Origin of the sequence: Sphaerisporangium aureirubrum (assembly GCF_042658925.1) — a bacterium.
In the GTDB taxonomy this organism is placed as follows: Bacteria; Actinomycetota; Actinomycetes; order Streptosporangiales; family Streptosporangiaceae; genus Sphaerisporangium; species Sphaerisporangium aureirubrum.
The window spans coordinates 17,821-34,148 of sequence record NZ_JBHSRF010000062.1 but is presented as its reverse complement, the minus strand read 5'-3'; the positions used below and the strand labels follow the sequence as shown (position 1 = coordinate 34,148).

Annotated in this window: 16 protein-coding genes; 9 read left to right on the top strand and 7 right to left on the bottom strand. The window is 70.6% G+C overall.

Going from position 1 to position 16,328, the window contains the following annotated elements; translation table 11 throughout:
• Positions 1-24: 24 nt before the first annotated feature.
• From ACFP1K_RS30125 to ACFP1K_RS30110, 4 genes are all read left to right on the top strand, one after another.
• Entirely contained in the window at positions 25-2,994 is a 2,970-nt protein-coding gene (locus tag ACFP1K_RS30125) for a bifunctional [glutamine synthetase] adenylyltransferase/[glutamine synthetase]-adenylyl-L-tyrosine phosphorylase (protein WP_380759645.1), read from the top strand.
• Between the two features lie 141 nt (positions 2,995-3,135).
• Positions 3,136-3,633, top strand: coding sequence for an NUDIX domain-containing protein (locus ACFP1K_RS30120; RefSeq protein ID WP_380759607.1), 498 nt, complete (start codon positions 3,136-3,138; stop codon positions 3,631-3,633).
• 99 nt (positions 3,634-3,732) lie between these two features.
• The gene (locus ACFP1K_RS30115) at positions 3,733-4,761 is read left to right on the top strand and encodes a hypothetical protein (RefSeq protein ID WP_380759605.1); all 1,029 of its coding nucleotides are present in this window, start codon (positions 3,733-3,735) and stop codon (positions 4,759-4,761) included.
• 197 nt (positions 4,762-4,958) lie between these two features.
• Positions 4,959-6,011 carry a polysaccharide deacetylase family protein gene (locus ACFP1K_RS30110; protein WP_380759603.1) on the top strand — a complete coding sequence of 351 codons (1,053 nt, stop codon included), beginning with the start codon at positions 4,959-4,961 and terminating at the stop codon, positions 6,009-6,011.
• 1 nt (position 6,012) lies between these two features.
• Here the strand turns inward: ACFP1K_RS30110 and ACFP1K_RS30105 are convergent, their stop codons facing one another.
• The 3 genes from ACFP1K_RS30105 to ACFP1K_RS30095 form a co-directional block, all read right to left on the bottom strand.
• Positions 6,013-6,198, bottom strand: coding sequence for a hypothetical protein (locus ACFP1K_RS30105; RefSeq protein ID WP_380759600.1), 186 nt, complete (start codon positions 6,196-6,198; stop codon positions 6,013-6,015).
• Between the two features lie 149 nt (positions 6,199-6,347).
• Positions 6,348-6,863, bottom strand: coding sequence for a hypothetical protein (locus tag ACFP1K_RS30100; protein ID WP_380759644.1), 516 nt, complete (start codon positions 6,861-6,863; stop codon positions 6,348-6,350).
• Positions 6,860-7,489, bottom strand: a complete 630-nt coding sequence (locus ACFP1K_RS30095; protein WP_380759598.1) for an ice-binding family protein — start codon at positions 7,487-7,489, stop codon at positions 6,860-6,862. The genes ACFP1K_RS30100 and ACFP1K_RS30095 overlap by 4 nt, the downstream gene beginning before the upstream one ends.
• Positions 7,490-7,873: 384 nt before the next feature.
• Between ACFP1K_RS30095 and ACFP1K_RS30090 the strand changes: the two genes are divergently transcribed.
• Positions 7,874-8,485 carry a hypothetical protein gene (locus ACFP1K_RS30090; protein ID WP_380759596.1) on the top strand — a complete coding sequence of 204 codons (612 nt, stop codon included), beginning with the start codon at positions 7,874-7,876 and terminating at the stop codon, positions 8,483-8,485.
• A gap of 103 nt (positions 8,486-8,588) precedes the next feature.
• Positions 8,589-9,569 carry a hypothetical protein gene (locus ACFP1K_RS30085; RefSeq protein ID WP_380759594.1) on the top strand — a complete coding sequence of 327 codons (981 nt, stop codon included), beginning with the start codon at positions 8,589-8,591 and terminating at the stop codon, positions 9,567-9,569.
• A 145-nt stretch (positions 9,570-9,714) separates the two neighbouring features.
• On the opposite strand, the gene glnA is transcribed toward ACFP1K_RS30085, so the two are convergent.
• Positions 9,715-11,139: a type I glutamate--ammonia ligase gene (gene glnA, locus ACFP1K_RS30080; RefSeq protein ID WP_380759592.1), complete on the bottom strand. Its 1,425-nt coding sequence runs from the start codon at positions 11,137-11,139 to the stop codon at positions 9,715-9,717.
• A gap of 144 nt (positions 11,140-11,283) precedes the next feature.
• Here glnA and ACFP1K_RS30075 point away from each other — a divergent pair, with 144 nt between their 5' ends.
• The 3 genes from ACFP1K_RS30075 to ACFP1K_RS30065 all read left to right on the top strand — a co-directional run bounded on the left by ACFP1K_RS30075 (position 11,284) and on the right by ACFP1K_RS30065 (position 13,170).
• Positions 11,284-11,742, top strand: coding sequence for an RDD family protein (locus tag ACFP1K_RS30075; RefSeq protein ID WP_380759590.1), 459 nt, complete (start codon positions 11,284-11,286; stop codon positions 11,740-11,742).
• A 93-nt stretch (positions 11,743-11,835) separates the two neighbouring features.
• Positions 11,836-12,645 (top strand): ArsR/SmtB family transcription factor, encoded by an 810-nt coding sequence (locus ACFP1K_RS30070; protein WP_380759588.1) that lies wholly within the window; start codon positions 11,836-11,838, stop codon positions 12,643-12,645.
• Positions 12,646-12,675: 30 nt separating this feature from the next.
• Entirely contained in the window at positions 12,676-13,170 is a 495-nt protein-coding gene (locus tag ACFP1K_RS30065) for a hypothetical protein (protein WP_380759586.1), read from the top strand.
• Here ACFP1K_RS30065 and ACFP1K_RS30060 read toward each other — a convergent pair.
• The 3 genes from ACFP1K_RS30060 to lipA all read right to left on the bottom strand — a co-directional run bounded on the left by ACFP1K_RS30060 (position 13,167) and on the right by lipA (position 16,163).
• On the bottom strand, positions 13,167-13,967 hold the full coding sequence (locus ACFP1K_RS30060; RefSeq protein WP_380759584.1) for a class I SAM-dependent methyltransferase: 801 nt from the start codon (positions 13,965-13,967) through the stop codon (positions 13,167-13,169). The genes ACFP1K_RS30065 and ACFP1K_RS30060 overlap by 4 nt on opposite strands.
• Positions 13,967-14,650: a DUF4191 domain-containing protein gene (locus tag ACFP1K_RS30055; protein ID WP_380759582.1), complete on the bottom strand. Its 684-nt coding sequence runs from the start codon at positions 14,648-14,650 to the stop codon at positions 13,967-13,969. The genes ACFP1K_RS30060 and ACFP1K_RS30055 overlap by 1 nt, the downstream gene beginning before the upstream one ends.
• Positions 14,651-15,230: 580 nt before the next feature.
• Complete coding sequence (lipA, locus tag ACFP1K_RS30050) at positions 15,231-16,163, bottom strand: lipoyl synthase (protein ID WP_380759580.1); 933 nt, start codon at positions 16,161-16,163, stop codon at positions 15,231-15,233.
• Positions 16,164-16,328 lie beyond the last annotated feature (165 nt).

Here is a 16,328-nt window from a genome sequence, read left to right as displayed (position 1 = left end):
GAGCTTGTGAACGCCGAGTCCCGTATGCAGACGACGGCCGGGCGTCTCGCCCGGCTGGGTTTCGCCGACGGCGCGCACACCGAGCGTCTCCTGGACGGCCTCGGACCCGAAGCCGTCGGAGACCTCGACCTGCTCGCCGATCTCCTGGGCGCCGCCGACCCCGACCTCGCGCTCTCCTCGCTGAGCCGCCTCGCCGAGCGCGACCCGAGCGTCCTCGGCGCGATGCGCCTGGACCCGGGCCTGCGCCTGCGCCTCCTGTCGGTCTTCGGCCTGTCCGCGGCCCTCGGGGAGCACGTCGTCCGGCACCCCGAGCACTGGCGGCTGCTGGAGGGCGAGCAGGCCGCGCAGCGGTCCCCGCACCGCGACCTGCGCGCCGAGCTGCTGACGTCCGTCGGCGCCCACCCCGACGACGCCCTGCCGTGCGCCCCGGACGGCGGGCCCGACGTCCTCTCCGCGCTGCGGGTCGCCTACCGGGGCCGCCTGCTGCAGCTCGCCGCGCGCGACATCACCGGCCTGGCGATGCTCGGGGAGGTCACCTCCGAGCTGTCGGACCTCGCCTCCGCCGCCCTGGAGGCCGCGCTGGCCGTCGCCCGGGCCGACCTCCCCGAGAGCGCCGACGTGCGCCTCGCCGTGATCGGCATGGGCAAGTGCGGCGCCCGCGAGCTCAACTACATCAGCGACGTCGACGTGATCTTCGTGGCCGAGCCGCGGGAGGGCGTCGACGAGACCAAGGCGCTGCAGGCCGCCACGCGGCTGGCCCAGGGCATGATGCGGGCCTGCTCCGCCAGCACCCCCGAGGGCTCGCTGTGGGAGGTGGACGCCGCGCTGCGCCCGGAGGGCAAGGCCGGCCCGCTGGTGCGCACCCTGGCCAGCCACCTGACGTACTACCGCAGATGGGCCAAGACCTGGGAGTTCCAGGCCCTGCTGAAGGCCAGGCCCGTCGCGGGCGACCTGACGCTCGGCGGCGAGTACGTCGCCGCGGTGAACGACCTGGTGTGGCAGGCGTCCACCCGGGAGAACTTCGTCGAGGACGTCCAGGCGATGCGCCGCCGCGTGGAGGCCCACGTCCGGGCCGGCGAAGTGGACCGGCAGATCAAGCTCGGCCCCGGGGGCCTGCGCGACATAGAGTTCGCCGTCCAGCTCCTCCAGCTCGTGCACGGCCGCGGCGACGGCCTGCTGCGCCGCCGCGCCACGCTGCCCGCCCTGGCCGCCCTGTCGCGCGGCGGGTACGTCGCCAGGGACGACGCCAAGGCGCTCGCCGAGGCGTACACGTTCCTGCGCCGGGTGGAGCACCTGCTGCAGCTGCACCGGCTGCGCCGCACCGCCGTCGTGCCCGAGGACGTCACCGACCTGCGCCGCATCGGCCGCGGCCTCGGCATGCTCGTCGACCCGGTGGGCGAGTTCACCACCCGCTGGCGGCGGCACGCCATGGAGGCCAGGCGGCTGCACGAGAAGCTGTTCTACCGCCCGCTGCTCCAGGCCGTCGCGCGGCTGCAGGGGGAGGAGGCCCGCCTTTCCACGGCCGCCGCCTCCGCCCGCCTGTCGGCCCTGGGGTTCGCCGACCCCGACGGCGCGCTGCGCCACATCGGCGCCCTCACCAGCGGCGTGTCGCGGCGGGCCGCCATCCAGCGCACCCTGCTGCCGGTCATGCTCGGCTGGTTCGCCGACACCCCCGACCCCGACGCGGGGCTGCTCGGGTTCCGCCAGGTCAGCGACAAGCTCGGCGCCACCCCGTGGTACCTGCGGCTGCTGCGCGACGAGACCGCCGTCGCCGAACGCATGGCGCGCCTGCTCGGCACCAGCCGGTACGTCACCGGGCTGCTGCTGCACGCACCCGACGTCGTCGCCATGCTCGGCTCGGACGGCGAGCTCCAGGCCCGCCCGAAGCAGGCCCTCGCGGCCGAGGCCGCGGCGGCCGTGCAGCGCCACGACCAGGACGCCGAGACCGCCGTCGCGGCGGTGCGCACGCTGCGGCGCCGCGAGCTGTTCCGCACGGCCGTCGCCGGGCTGGTCGGCCGGATCGACATCGAGGAGATCGGGCAGGCGCTGTCCGAGCTGAACGACGTCACCCTCCAGGCCGCGCTGGACGCCGCGATCCAGAAGGTGACCCTGGAGCGGCGCGACGGCCTGCCCACGCGGTTCGCGGTGATCGCGATGGGGCGGCTCGGCGGGTACGAGTCCTCCTACGGCAGCGACGCCGACGTGATGTTCGTGCACTCGCCGGTGGAGGGCGCCGCCGAGAAGGAGGCGACCGACGCGGCGCACGCCGTCGCCAACGAGATGCGGCGGCTGCTGGCCAGGCCCGCCCCCGACCCGCCGCTGCTGGTCGACCCCGACCTGCGGCCCGAGGGGCGCCAGGGCGCCCTGGTGCGGTCCCTGTCGTCGTACGCCGCCTACTACCGGCGCTGGTCCTCGCCGTGGGAGTCGCAGGCCCTGCTGCGGGCCCGCTTCTCCGCGGGCGACGCGAAGCTCGGCGAGGCGTTCATGGAGCTGATCGAGCCGCTGCGGTACCCACCCGACGGCATCTCCGACACGGCGGTGCGGGAGATCCGGCGGCTCAAGGCCCGCATGGAGGCCGAGCGGCTGCCGAGGGGCGCCGACCCGCTGCTGCACACCAAGCTCGGCAGGGGCGGGCTGTCGGACGTCGAGTGGCTGGCGCAGCTCATCCAGCTCAAGCACGCCTGCGAGCTGCCGGAGCTGCGCACCACCCGGACGCTGGAGGCCCTGCGCGCCGCCGTGGGGGCGGGGCTGCTGGCCTCCACCGACGAAGAGGTGGTGGCGGACGCCTGGCGGTTCGCCGCGCAGATCCGCGACGCCATCATGCTGGTGCGCGGGCGCGCTGGGGACAGCATCCCCGGCGACCTGCGTGAACGCATGCTGATCGCGCGGGCCCTCGGCTACCCACCCGACGGCTCGGAAGACTTCGTGGACGACTACCTCCGCACCACCCGCCGCGCTCGCGTGGTGGTCGAGCGGGTCTTCTACGGGGGTTGAGACTTCCAGGGGGCCGGCTCCGGCCGGCGACCTCTGGGGGTGGACCCCGGCGGCCGGATCCGGGTCCGGCCGCCGGGGTCCATGGGGCCGTCCTGGCGGTTACCGTTGTCAGCGTCCCGTCGGCGTACTGGGGGAGCGGCCGTGCCGTTGTCGGAATACCTTGCCCGTCTGCGCGACCAGATCGGCAGCGACCTGCTCATGCTTCCCTCGGTCACCGCGTGCGTGTTCGACGGCGAGGGCCGCATGCTCGTCGCGCTCCACACCGAGATGGGCGGCATGTGGTGCCCGCCGGGCGGCATCGTCGAGCCCGACGAGGCGCCGGGCGACGCGCTGGTGCGTGAGCTGCAGGAGGAGCTCGGCCTCGGCGTGCGGCTGCGCGGGCTGATCGGCGCGTACGGCGGGCCGTCGTTCCGCACCACCTACGACAACGGCGACCAGGTGGCGTACGTCATCACGGTGTACGGCTGCACCGTGGAGACCGGGCCCGCCGAGCCGGACGGCGTGGAGATCGCCGAGGTGCGCTGGATCCACGAGGACGAGGCGGCCGGGCTGCGCATGCCGCCGTGGACGTCGGTGGTCGTCCCCGAGGGCTTCGCCTGGCGCGACCGGGCCCTCGTCATACCGGAACCGGCAGGCTGACAACCGATCACGGTCCGGCGACGTCTGTTGTGTGACCCCGGTTCCGTCGTGGCGGGGGGTCCTTCCTCCAGATGCGGCTATCTTCGCGGGTGATCACTTGTGAACTCGGTCTACGTCGACCTCGCCATCGGCCTGGTCATCGCGTTCCTGCTGTTCTCGCTGCTGGTCAGCGGGATCAACGAAGGGCTGGTGCGGATCCTCTCCATCCGCAGCAAGTTCCTGTGGGCCTACCTGCGGGACATGCTGGACGGCGCCGAGGGCAAGCGGTCCTGGATCCCGGGCACCATCCGGGAGGTGTTCGCGCGGCTGCCGTTCGGCAACAAGGACGCGCGGCCGAAGTTCGACCCCCTGCCCCCGCCGGTGCGCAGCACGGCCACCACCTGGTCGGGACGGCTGTACGAGCGGCTGCGTGAGATCGACCACAACACCTCCGGGCGCACCAGCATCGCGTTCGTCCCGCCGGGCCGTTTCGCGGTGGCGATGATGGAGATGACGGCCACCGAGGGCGGCGTGCCCGCCATGCTGGAGCAGCTGCGCCAGGACGGCAGCCCGCTGTACGGGCCGCTGAAGGGCATCTGGGACTCCGCGAAGGACGACGCCGAGGCGTTCCGCAAGGGCGTCGAGGCGTGGTTCGAGGGCGAGATGCAGCGCCTGACCGTGCTGTACCGGAAGTACGTGCGCTGGGTGATCGCCGCGCTCGGGCTGGTGCTGACGCTGTTCTTCAGCATGGACTCCCTGGAGTACGGCAAGGCCATCCTCACCGACAACGCGGTCCGGGCCCAGGTGGCGGCCACCGCGGACGGGGGAGCGGCGGCGCTGGAGAGGAGGCTGCGGGACAAGTGCCCCGAGCACCCGAGCGACCCCTACGCCTGCGTGACCGAGATCCTGGCCAGCCCGGCGTTCGTCCAGATCGTGGGGAACGCGCCGGTGTCGGTGCGCATCCCGGACACCGGCGACCCGCAGTGGCTGTGGAACGGCGGCGACTGGCTGAACCGGCTGGTGTCGCCCGCCCACTGGCCGGGGTTCCTCGTCACGTTCTTCGCGCTGATGTTCGGCGCGCCGTTCTGGTGGGACATCCTGCGCCGCCTCACCGGGATCAAGCTCCGGCAGCCGGACCCCACCCCCTGATCCGTCCGGGGCGAGCCTCCGCCGGGTTACGCACGCTGAGTCACCAAAATCAATGACATCTCAGCATCGATCGGGACTGGCGGTGAATGCGAAACCCGGGGGAGGGCTTGATCTGTATAGCACCCGTTCCGGGTGGAACCCCCAGGTCGGCCGGGTAGGAGTGACGTATCTCATTCCTCGGTCGTATTGGGGGGACCATGGGCCGTTTCGCGGGTCGTCATATCGGGGCACTGTCACTCGGCGTGCTCGCCCTGGCCGGATGCGGCGGCGGTGACGGCAAGGTCGTGGCGCAGCCGGCCGCGGGCGGCAAGCCGGCCAAGCCGGTCTCGGCCCAGGAGGCGCGCAGGACCGCCGCCGCCACGGCCGCCAAGGTGAAGGCCAACGAACTCGGCCAGATCCCGGTGCTGATGTACCACCGCATCGTCGCCAAGCCCGCCGGCGGGGACGACCGCACCCCGGCGCAGTTCCGCACCGAGCTGGAGCGGCTGGCCAAGGAGGGATACGTCCCCATCACCGCCCGCGAGTACACCACGGGACGGATCGCCATCCCCGCCGGGCGGCACCCGGTGGTGCTGACCTTCGACGACTCCTCGCCGTCCCAGCTCACTCTGGACGGCTCGGGGCAGCCCATGCCGGACACCGCTGTCGGCATCCTGATGGACGTGGCCCGCAAGAACCCCGGCTTCCGTCCGGTCGGGACGTTCTATGTGATCAAGGACATGTTCGGCACCTTCGGCCAGGAGGCCCAGGCGCAGGTGCTCGGCTGGCTCAAGGACAACGGCTTCGACATCGGCAACCACACCCGCGACCACCTCAACCTGCGGGGCCGTTCCAAGGAGCAGGTCACCGACCAGATCGTGGCCGGGCACAAGCTGATCACCGCGCTGATCAAGGACGCGCCCGCCACCCTGGCCCTGCCGTACGGCAACCAGCCGAACACCAAGCAGTGGGCCATGCGCGGCGACGGCGGCGGCGTCCACTACGCGTACACCGGGGTCTTCCTGGCGGGCTACACCCCCGCCGCGTCCCCGTTCAGCAAGGACTTCGACCCGCTCGGCATCCCGAGGATCCGCGCCATGGACAAGGTGGGCGACTGCGCCCGCTTCTGCTCCACGGCCTGGCTGGACTGGCTGAAGGCCCACCCGGAGGACCGCTTCACCTCCGACGGCGACGTCCGCACCGTGGCCTTCCCGAAGTTCAAGAACCCCTACGTGGCCAAACACTTCACCAAGTACACGCTGCCGTACTGACCTAGTGAAGTCCGAGCCCCATCAGCACGAAAAGGCCGACGAAGTGCCCGAGCACCACGAACACGATGAGAAAGATGAACACGAACTTCGCCGGCCCGTGCTCAAAGTGCTTCCCCTCCTCCAACGGCGGCAACAACGCCCGCCGCTCGGCCAGCCGCTCCTCGATCGGCTTCCGCCCGAACACCACGCCACACCCTTCCTGATCTCCGGCTCCGCCCCCGCGGGCACACCTGAGGGCCTGTCCCATCGTAGGCGACAGGCCCCCCGCCCCCTCAGGCAGCACCGGCCGCTCCCGGGTCAGGCGCGGTGCACCGGGCCGGTTCAGGGCGGCGGTCTTCAGGTGACCGAGTGGGTGATGACGGCGGTGTAGGTGCCGACGACGACGTCGTCGGGCAGGGTCACGGTGATTGTCGGGTTCCAGGTGGCGGAGTTGTCGCCTGTGCCTTCGGAGACGGAGAAGGCGGTGCGGGGGGAGCCCAGGTCGCCGGTCGTTCCTGGGGTGAACTCCGCCTCGCCGGCGGTGCTGGTCGCCGAGCCCGGGGAGTAGCCGACGGACTCGTTCGCGATGGTCTCGGGGGTGGCGCCGCCGGTGGTGAAGTCGGTGCAGCTGACGGTGGCGGTCCATTCGGTGCTCGGGTCACCGCGGGCGTCGGTCACCGTGACCTCGCCGAGCAGGCCCGACACGCCGGCGGTGCCGGCCTCGGCGGAACCCAGGTCCGCCATGCCGGGCACGCTGATGGACAGGACGCCGGCCGGCCGTGTGATCGTGTCGGTGTCCAGGGTGACGGCGCCGTTGCGGGCCAGGGTGCGACCGTCCACGCTCACGCCGGTGGTCACGGTGATCGAGGTCAGCGCGAGGATGTTCCCGGCGAAGTCCGAGCCGGTTCCGAGCGTGGCCGAGCTGCCGACCTGCCGACCTGCCAGAAGACGTTGTCGGCCTGGGCGCCGCCGGTGAGCGTCACGGTGCTGGCGGACGCGGTGGTGAGCGTGGAGGCGGTCTGGAAGATGAAGACGGCGTCCGGGTCTCCCTGCGCGTCGAGGGTCAGCTCGCCGGTGATCTGGAAGGTGCCCGCGGCGGAGGCGTAGAGACCGGGGTTCACGGTGGTCCCGCCGAGCTGGGTGGGCACGGTGGTGGCGGGAGCCCGGCCGGCGGCGTCGACGTAGGCGGCCGTCAGGTCGGCCTTGGCCGTCTCAGCGGCGGCGTCGGCCGTGTGGACCGTCCCGGACACGGTACCGGGCGGGAAACCCGTCACCGACGTGCCTGGGCTCAGCCCGACGTCGCCGGTGACGACGGTGGCACCGGTGCTGGTGATCGTGCTGCCGGCCAGAACCGCGTAGTCGGCGGCCGTGCCGAGCTCCACCGGCGCCTGCGGGGCGGCGGCACTGGACGGCGCCACGAGGAGCACGATCGTGAGGAGGACGAGCGCGAAGCCCGCCGCAGGCCTGGTGGCCCCGGCACGTCGCAGCACAGCCGACACGAGTCTCCTCGAACATTCTTCACCTATAGGTGGAGTATCGGCGGGAGGAGATCTGACTGACCACGGAATTGTCTGACAGCGGTTCCATGACCAGACAGTGATCAGGTTTATAGCAGTCGACCGGGCCGGCACGGGGGCGACATGCCGTAGTGGGCGGCATTCGGCGTCGGACATACACCGGATATTCGGTGAAAGGCCGCTAGAACCCCGACGGAGTAGGGGTTCACCGCGTGGCACATGGGTGCCCGACTTCTTGATCGGCACTTGATAGAGCGTGGTCTGAGATCGGCGTCGTGCGGTGTTAGCGTGCTGATGTCCTTGATCCAAATGGGTCATAGCCAGAGATGTCGATATCTACGATTTGTTCAAGGGGGGATCCGGGGCATGAACAGGAAATTCGGCACCAGCTTGGTGGGGCTGGTGGCAGCGGTCGCGCTCGGGGCGGGAGCGTTGACCTTGACGCCCGCCCAGGCGGAGACGTGTCCGGCGGAAACGGCGTGTAGCACCACGGTCACATTCGACGTGACCGCGGGTGCGCTGGAGATCACCGTGCCCGACACGGTCGACCTCGCCAACGACGCGGCGCCGGGAGGGAACGCCTACGGTCAGGTGGGGCCGGTCACCGTGGACGACGAGCGCGCGTCGGCCACTCCCGCCTGGACGGTGACCGTCGACATGACCGGGACGGCGGGCTTCACGACCGCCGGGGGCGACGACCCGGGCGAGTCCGTCCCCGAGACCAGCGTGTTCTACTTCTCCGGCAACGCCACGGCGACGACCGGCGACGGAACCTTCACCGCCGGTCAGGCGGGTACCTTCACCACGCCACCCACCACCCCGCAGGGCGTGACGCTGGACGCGCCGCGCATCGCGTACAGCCATACGGGCGGCACCGGCAGCAACTCCGCGACCTGGAACCCGTTCCTCACGGTGGCGCTGGCTCTCAGCAACGTGGCGGGCCAGTACACCGGCGTGATCACCCACACAGTGGCGTAACCACGTGACACCGCGTTCAAGGTTGCACACTTCGATAGGGGTGCTCTGCCTTCTGGTGAATGCGGCCTTGGGCGCTCCGGCGCTCGCGGACGGTGGCTCGGGGATGTCGCACCCGAGCTACCTGAAGCCGGACGGCAGCATCGGCATCAGGCTGCTCGAAGCGTCAGTCAACCGCCGGACCGACCCCAGGGCCTGGCTCTACATCGTGGACCACATCAACCCCGGCACCAGAGTCGCCCGGCGCTTCGAGATAAGGAACACCTCCAGCGCACCCCAGCGCGTCAAGGTTTATCCAGGTGCGGCGGAGATCCGCCGCCACACGTTCGTGGCGACGCCGGATCGGAACGCCAACGAGCTGAGTTCGTGGATATCCGTCGACCGCTCCGAAATGCTCGTCCCGCCGAACAGCCGCATTCAGCTCAAGGCGATGATCAATATTCCGGAATCCGCGACCAAAGGAGAGCGGTACGGCGCCATCTGGGCCGAGGTGGCCTCCCCCGAACTCGGGCCGGGTTCCGGCGGAAACGTCCAGATGATCAATCGGGTGGGGATCAGGGTCTATCTCGACGTCGGGCCGGGGGGTGACCCGCCCTCGGACTTCCGTATCGAGCAGCTGACGCCCGGCCGCACCGAGGCCGGAATGCCGGTGGTGAAGGCGGCGGTCAAGAACACGGGTGAACGTGCTCTCGACCTGATCGGCCGGCTATGGCTGTCCGACGGGCCGGGAGGCCTCAACGCCGGGCCGTTCCCCGCGCGGGTGGGCACGACGATCGAACCCGGCGGAAGCGCGCCCGTCATGGTCATGCTCGACGAACGATTGCCCGACGGCCCATGGCGGGTCAGGCTCGCGCTGGAAAGCGGCCGGATCAAGCACGAGGTCACCGGCACGCTGACCTTCCCGCGAAAATCCGCCGCCTGGGGCCTGCCGGCCATCCTGGATTCCTTCAACCCATGGATCCTCGGCGCCATCGGCCTGCTCGTCATCCTCGCCGCCGCACTCTTCCTGCTCGCCCGCGGAACGCGCCGCCGCGTCCCCTGGCGATCGGACACCGGCGGCGACCTCGAACGCACCGGAGGCTCCTGACCCCGCCACGGGATGAACACACGCGAAAGGCCATCGACCACGCCCTCGACGGAGAGCGGCCCGATGGCCTTTCCGAACGCCGGCCCCCTGGACGGCCCCTGAGCCGAGGCGTACGCCCAGGCCCCGGGTCACCGTCCCATGCGGGTCACACGTCGTAGTACAGCTCGAACTCGTGCGGGTGCGGGCGGAGGCGGATCGGGTCGATCTCGTTCTCGCGCTTGTAGCTGACCCAGGTCTCGATCAGGTCGGGGGTGAAGACGCCGCCTTCGAGGAGGAACTCGTGGTCGGCCTCGAGGGCCGCGAGGACCTCGGGGAGGGAGCCGGGGACCTGCGGGACCTGGCCTGCCTCCTCGGGAGGAAGCTCGTAGAGGTCCTTGTCGACCGGCTGCGGCGGCTCGATCTTGTTGCGGATGCCGTCGAGGCCCGCCATGAGCTGGGCGGCGAACGCGAAGTACGGGTTGCACGACGGGTCGGGCACCCGGAACTCGATGCGCTTGGCCTTGGGGTTGGAACCGGTGAGCGGGATACGGATGCAGGCGGAGCGGTTGCGCTGGGAGTAGACCAGGTTGACCGGGGCCTCGTAGCCGGGGACCAGGCGGTGGTAGGAGTTCACCGTCGGGTTGGTGAAGGCGAGGAGCGCCGGCGCGTGCCTGAGCAGGCCGCCGATGTAGTAGCGCGCCATGTCCGACAGACCAGCGTAGCCGACCTCGTCGTAGAACAGCGGCTCGCCGTCCTTCCACAATGACTGGTGGCAGTGCATTCCCGAGCCGTTGTCACCGAAGATCGGCTTGGGCATGAAGGTGACCGTACGGCCGGCCCGCACCGCGGTGTTCTTGATGATGTACTTGTACAGCATCAGGTTGTCGGCGGTCTTGAGCAGCGTGCCGAACCGGAAGTCGATCTCGGCCTGGCCGGCCGTGCCGACCTCGTGGTGCTGCATCTCGGTCTCGATGCCGGCGTCGATCAGGCGGCGCACCATCTCAGACCGCAGGTCGGTGAAGTGGTCCATCGGCGGGACCGGGAAGTAGCCGCCCTTGTAGCGCGGCTTGTACCCGAGGTTGCCGCCCTCCTGTGCCTTGCCGGTGTTCCAGGCGCCCTCGATCGAGTCGATGTGGTAGTAGCTCTCGTGCTGGCTGGAGGAGAACCGCACGTCGTCGAAGATGTAGAACTCGGCCTCGGGGCCGAAGAAGACCGTGTCAGCGATCCCGGTGCCCTTGAGGTATTCCTCAGCCTTGCGGGCGACGTTGCGCGGGTCGCGGCTGTACGCCTCGCCCGTCAGCGGGTCGTGAACGAAGAAGTTGATGATGAGGGTCTTGTGATCGCGGAACGGATCCAGCACGGCCGTCGACGGATCGGGCAGCAGCAGCATGTCCGACTCGTGAATGGCCTGGAAACCACGGATCGACGAGCCGTCGAACATCAGACCGTCGGTGAATACGCTGGCGCCGAAGTTCTCCGTGGGAAAGGTGAAGTGGTGCGTCGTGCCCGGCAGGTCGGTAAACCTGACGTCGACGAACTGCACCCCTTCGTCCCTGATGAACTTCAGGACGTCGTCGGCGGAGCTGAACATCCAACCTCCCAGGGGCACGAACTTGCAGACTTGAAACTAGGCCTGTGCCGTTTCGGCCCCATGTCTCGTTTGTTTCGCACGCGTTAACCAGACGGGGGGAGGGTTACAGGGCGGACCGACTCGCCTGAAAGGTATCTTACCTGCATGAACAGGCAGCCGCGATGGACCCAGACCTGGCTCGGCGGCGTCCGGGCGGCCGGCGCCGATCTGGGCCGGCCGGGTGAACGCCTCGGCCTCCCCGCATCGGGGCCCGGCTCGGTGTCGGGCTTCGGCCGCCGCATCGGCGCCGTCCTGGTCGACTGGATCGTCTGCACCTGGGCCATCGGCCGCGGCATCCTCGGCGTCGACCCCGCCCGCTCCGCCTGGGTCGGCCTCCTGGTCTTCGCCCTGGAGTACCTCCTGCTCGCCGGGACCACGGGCATGACCCTCGGCATGCTCCTGTTCCGCATCAAGATCACCACGGTGGACGGCAAGCGCGCGCCCTTCCCGGTGATCGTCCTGCGGACCCTCCTGCTCTGCCTCGCCGTCCCCGCCCTCATCTGGGACCGCGACAACCGCGGCCTCCACGACCGCGCGTCCCGCACCGTCGTCGTCCACTCGTAGGCGCCCTCGGCCGCGCCGTCTCTCACCTGCGAAAACGAGCTTCTGGTCAACTGATCGTGGACATATGCAGGTAAATGCCTGCATAATCGGCGGGTGAGCCTCGAAGCGAGAGCGATGGACGCGGTCTTCAAAGCGCTGGCCGACCCCACCCGACGACTCCTGCTCGACCGTCTGCGCGAGCACAACGGCCAGACGCTGCGCGAGCTGTGCGAACGCCTGGACATGGCACGCCAGTCGGCGACACAGCACCTCGACATCCTCGAGCGGGCCAACCTCGTCACCGCCGTCCGGCGCGGACGGGAGCGGTTCCACTACCTCAACCCGGCGCCGATCCACGAGATCGAGGAGCGCTGGATCTCGGGCTTCGACAGGCCCCGGCTGCGCGCGCTCAGCGCGATCAAGAACCAGGCAGAGGAGTACGCCATGACCGACGGACCCACGTCCGTGCCCACCTATGTCTATGTCACCTACATCCACGCGACCGCGGAGCAGGTGTGGAAAGCCCTGACCGACGCGGACCTCACGGCGCGCTACTGGGGACACGCCAACGTCTCGGACTGGCAGCCGGGCTCGCCCTGGGAGCACCGGCGCGTCGACGGATCAGGCGTCGTCGACGTCGCCGGCCGGGTGGTCGAGACCGAGCCCCCGACGCGCCTGGTCATCACCTTCGACGACGCCCCGGCCACCGAGCCGCCGAGGGAACCGTCGGTGGTCACCTTCCTCGTCGAGCCGCACCAGGACATCGTCCGCCTCACCGTGACCCACGAGAAACTCGCCAACCTGGAGATGCTCGGCGGGATCTCGCAGGGGTGGCCGGCCGTGCTGGCGAACCTCAAGTCGCTGCTCGAGACCGGCGAGGTCCTCCCGCAGGCACCGTGGGAGATGTCCCGCACGCATGCCTGAGACTCCGTACGACCCCGAAAGGGTGACGACATGATGGACACCGCCCCGCTCCGGGACGCCTACCGCGCGCTGCTGGACGCGGCCGCCACGGTGGCCGGATCACGCGGCACGACCCGCGTCCCGCCGCCGGGCGAGTGGGACGCCGACCAGATCCTGGCGCACGTCTCCATCGTCAACGCCGTCACCGCCGCCGCCGCGTCCCGCGTCGCCTCGGGTGTGAACACCACATACGACAACCGCATCGCGCTCGACACCTGGACCATCGGACGGGTCATCGCGCTCGCCGGCGGCAACGCGGGGCTCCGGGACCGCATCCGCCTCCAGGCAGACGCCCTGTGCGCGCTCGGCGGCCCGGCGCTGAGCGACGCCGAGCTGGACACACCGGTGCCCACCCTGCTCCTGTCCAACGGCGAGGTCCTGGTCGATCAGCCCGTGCCGCTGCGGGACCTCATCACGGGCCTCGCGGAAGTGGAACTGCCGGGCCACACGGAACAGCTCCTGGCCCTGTTGCCGGACGGACCCTAGGCGGCCGGGGGCCTGTCGCAGGTGAAGATGGCGGTCCCCGGGAGGCGACGGCCCCGCAGAGGGCTCCAGCCGCCCCAGGCGCGGGTGTGCGCGGGGGGCCACTCGGGCTCGGTGAGGGCGGCCGGCGTCAGGCCGGAGGACACGATCGCCGCGACCCAGTCGCCCAGCGTGCGGTGGTGCTCGACGTAGGTGGGCGTGCCGTCCGCGTCCACCTCGACGTACGGGGCGCGGTCGAAGTAGGAGCGGTCGGCGGTGAGCCCCCGCTCGCCGGGGTCGTCGGGGAAGGCCCAGCGGATCGGGTGGCTGACGGAGAAGACGAAGCGGCCCCCCGGGCGCAGCACCCGCCGGACCTCGGCGAGCACGGCCCGGGCGTCCGAGACGAAGGGCAGGGCGCCGAAGGCCGAGCAGGCCAGGTCGAAGGAGGCGTCCGCGAAGGGGATGGCGCCCGCGTCGGCCTGGACGGCGGGCACGCCGGTGCCGAGATCGCCGTCGATGCGGCGGGAGTGCTGGAGCTGGCGGAAGGAGAGGTCGAACGCGGCCACCTCGGCGCCCTGGCCCGCCAGCCACCGGGCGCACTGCCCCGCCCCGCAGCCGACCTCCAGGATCCGCCGGCCGCGCACGTCGCCGAGCAGCCGCGCGTCGGCCTCGTCCAGGCCCTCCGGGCACCAGACGAAGCCCGCGTCGCGCAGGAAGGAGCCGTGCTCGGCCTGGTAGTCGTCGGCCGCCGCGTCCCACCAGCCGCGGTTGGCCCGCACGGTAGGTCCGCCGGGCACCTCGTGGCGGGTGGGGTGGGACATCAGCGCATCTTGCCGCCGCGGGGCATGCGGGCGCCCTTCGGCATCGGGCCCTTGGGCATGGGGACGGTCTGCGGGAGGGCGCGGAGCCGGTAGTTGATCTCCGAGACGGCCTGCTTCTTGATCATGCGGGGGAGCTTCATCAGGTGGCGCTGCAGTTTCTTCAGCGGCACCTGCCCCTCGCCGTCACCGCACTGCACGTCGTACACCGGGACGTCGATCGCCACCCGCTGCACCCGCTTCTTCTCGGCCACCAGCATCCGCTGCACCCGCGACGTCGGCCCCTCGGAGACCAGCACGATGCCCGGGAAGCCCACCACCCGGTGCACCACGTCCTGGTCCCGGGTCACCGCCACCGCCGGAGTCACCTGCCAGTTGCCGCGCATCCCCTGGAGCACCGCGGCGGCCGCGCCCGGCTGCCCCTCCAGCATGGAGTACTGCGCACGCTGGGCGAGCTGCGAGAACACCACCAGCCCCACGGTGATGGCGACCATGACCCCAAGAAGGATCAGCTGCCACACGTACCCGGTAACGAGCCCGAGCACGACAAAAAGGGCCACCGTCCCGACCGCCGAAGCGAAAACGATCGGCATCCCCTTGGGATTGGCCTTCTGGACGATCTGCGCGACCATCCGGAGCTGCTTGATGCGCCCAGGACGCTCGGAATCTGCGGGCTTGTTCGCCATGGGTAAAGGATACAAATCCCCAGCCAACGAAAAGACCGCCCGCCCACCCCCGACCCTCCCAACTTGCCCGATTCCTCCCCCACCGCCCCGGCGCAGAGGGTCCCCTGGGGACGGCGGGGGTGGACGGTGCGCGGGTGAGGGTGTTGCGCGGGTGGGGATGTTACGCGGGTGGCGATACGGAGCGGTGATACAGGTCGCGTGTCGCGGCAGGTGGGTGGGCTGTGGGTGGGGTGTGGTGCCGCTGCTTGTGCGCGGTCGGTGGGTCGCGCGGGGTTGGGTGGGCGGTGCTGGCCGAGCTCGGGACACGACAAGGGGTGGGCCAATACCACGCCGACCCGGTTAGGGGTCCTTCCGAGTTTTCCGGCCAAGATCACGTCCGTCCCTGGCCGGTCACCCGCGTGGAACCGTCCGAGTGGAAAACACGTGGACGCGGGGCTGGCCGCCATACGGCGGCGCCGGATTCGCCGAACACCGTCTCGCCGTCGCGGCGCCGGTTTGAGCGGGGGCGCTGGGCGGAGCAGAGGCGCGGCGCGGGAGTGCGGTGCGGCGGGGGGTGCTTGGGGGCGGAGGGGAGGCGGGGTTAGGGGGTGGTTTGGCGGGCTTCTGTGGCTTGTTTGTAGAGGCGGCCGGCTCTGTAGGAGGAGCGGACCAGGGGGCCGGACATCACGCCGGTGAAGCCGATGGATTCGGCTTCTGATTGGAAGGCTACGAACTCTTCTGGCTTTACCCAGCGGGATACCGGGTGGTGGCGGGGGGTGGGGCGGAGGTACTGGGTGATGGTGAGGAGGTCGCAGCCGGCTTCGTGGAGGTCGTGCATGGCCTGGACGATCTCTTCGGGCTCTTCGCCCATGCCGAGGATCAGGTTGGACTTGGTGACCAGGCCTGCCTCGTGGGCCATCGTGAGGACGGCCAGGGAGCGGTCGTAGCGGAACGCGGGACGGATGCTCTTGAAGATGCGGGGGACCGTCTCGATGTTGTGGGCGAAGACCTCGGGGCGGCTGGAGAAGACCTCTTCCAGCTGGTCGCGCTTGCCGTTGAAGTCGGGCACCAGCAGCTCTACGCCGCAGCCGGGGACGTCGGCGTGGATGCGCCGGGCGGTCTCGGCGTACAGCCACGCGCCGCCGTCGGGCAGGTCGTCGCGGGCCACGCCGGTGACGGTGGCGTACCGCAGGCCCATCTGGCGGACGGACTCGGCGACCCGCCGCGGCTCGTCGGTGTCGTACTCGGCGGGCTTGCCGGTGTCGATCTGGCAGAAGTCGCAGCGCCGCGTGCACTGGTCGCCGCCGATGAGGAAGGTCGCCTCGCGGTCCTCCCAGCATTCGGAGATGTTGGGACAGCCGGCCTCCTGGCACACCGTGTGCAGGCCCTGGTCCTTGACGAGAGATCTGATCTCGTTGAAGGTGGGCCCGTTGTGCAGCCGGGTCTTGATCCACGGAGGCTTGCGCTCTATAGGGGTCTGGCTGTTGCGCACCTCCAGGCGGAGGAGCTTTCGGCCTTCAGGAGCAACGGTCACGCCGTCAAGCTTACGTCCGCGCGATCGGCGCGCAGGACCCCGGTCCGGGGCTTGCGGGGCACGGGGCCGGAGCGGCCCGGAGGGCGGCGCCGAACCGCAGGTCAGAGCTGTTCGGGGGGTAGCGCAGCCCCAGAGCGAAGCCATCCGAAGAGGACGCGAAGCCCC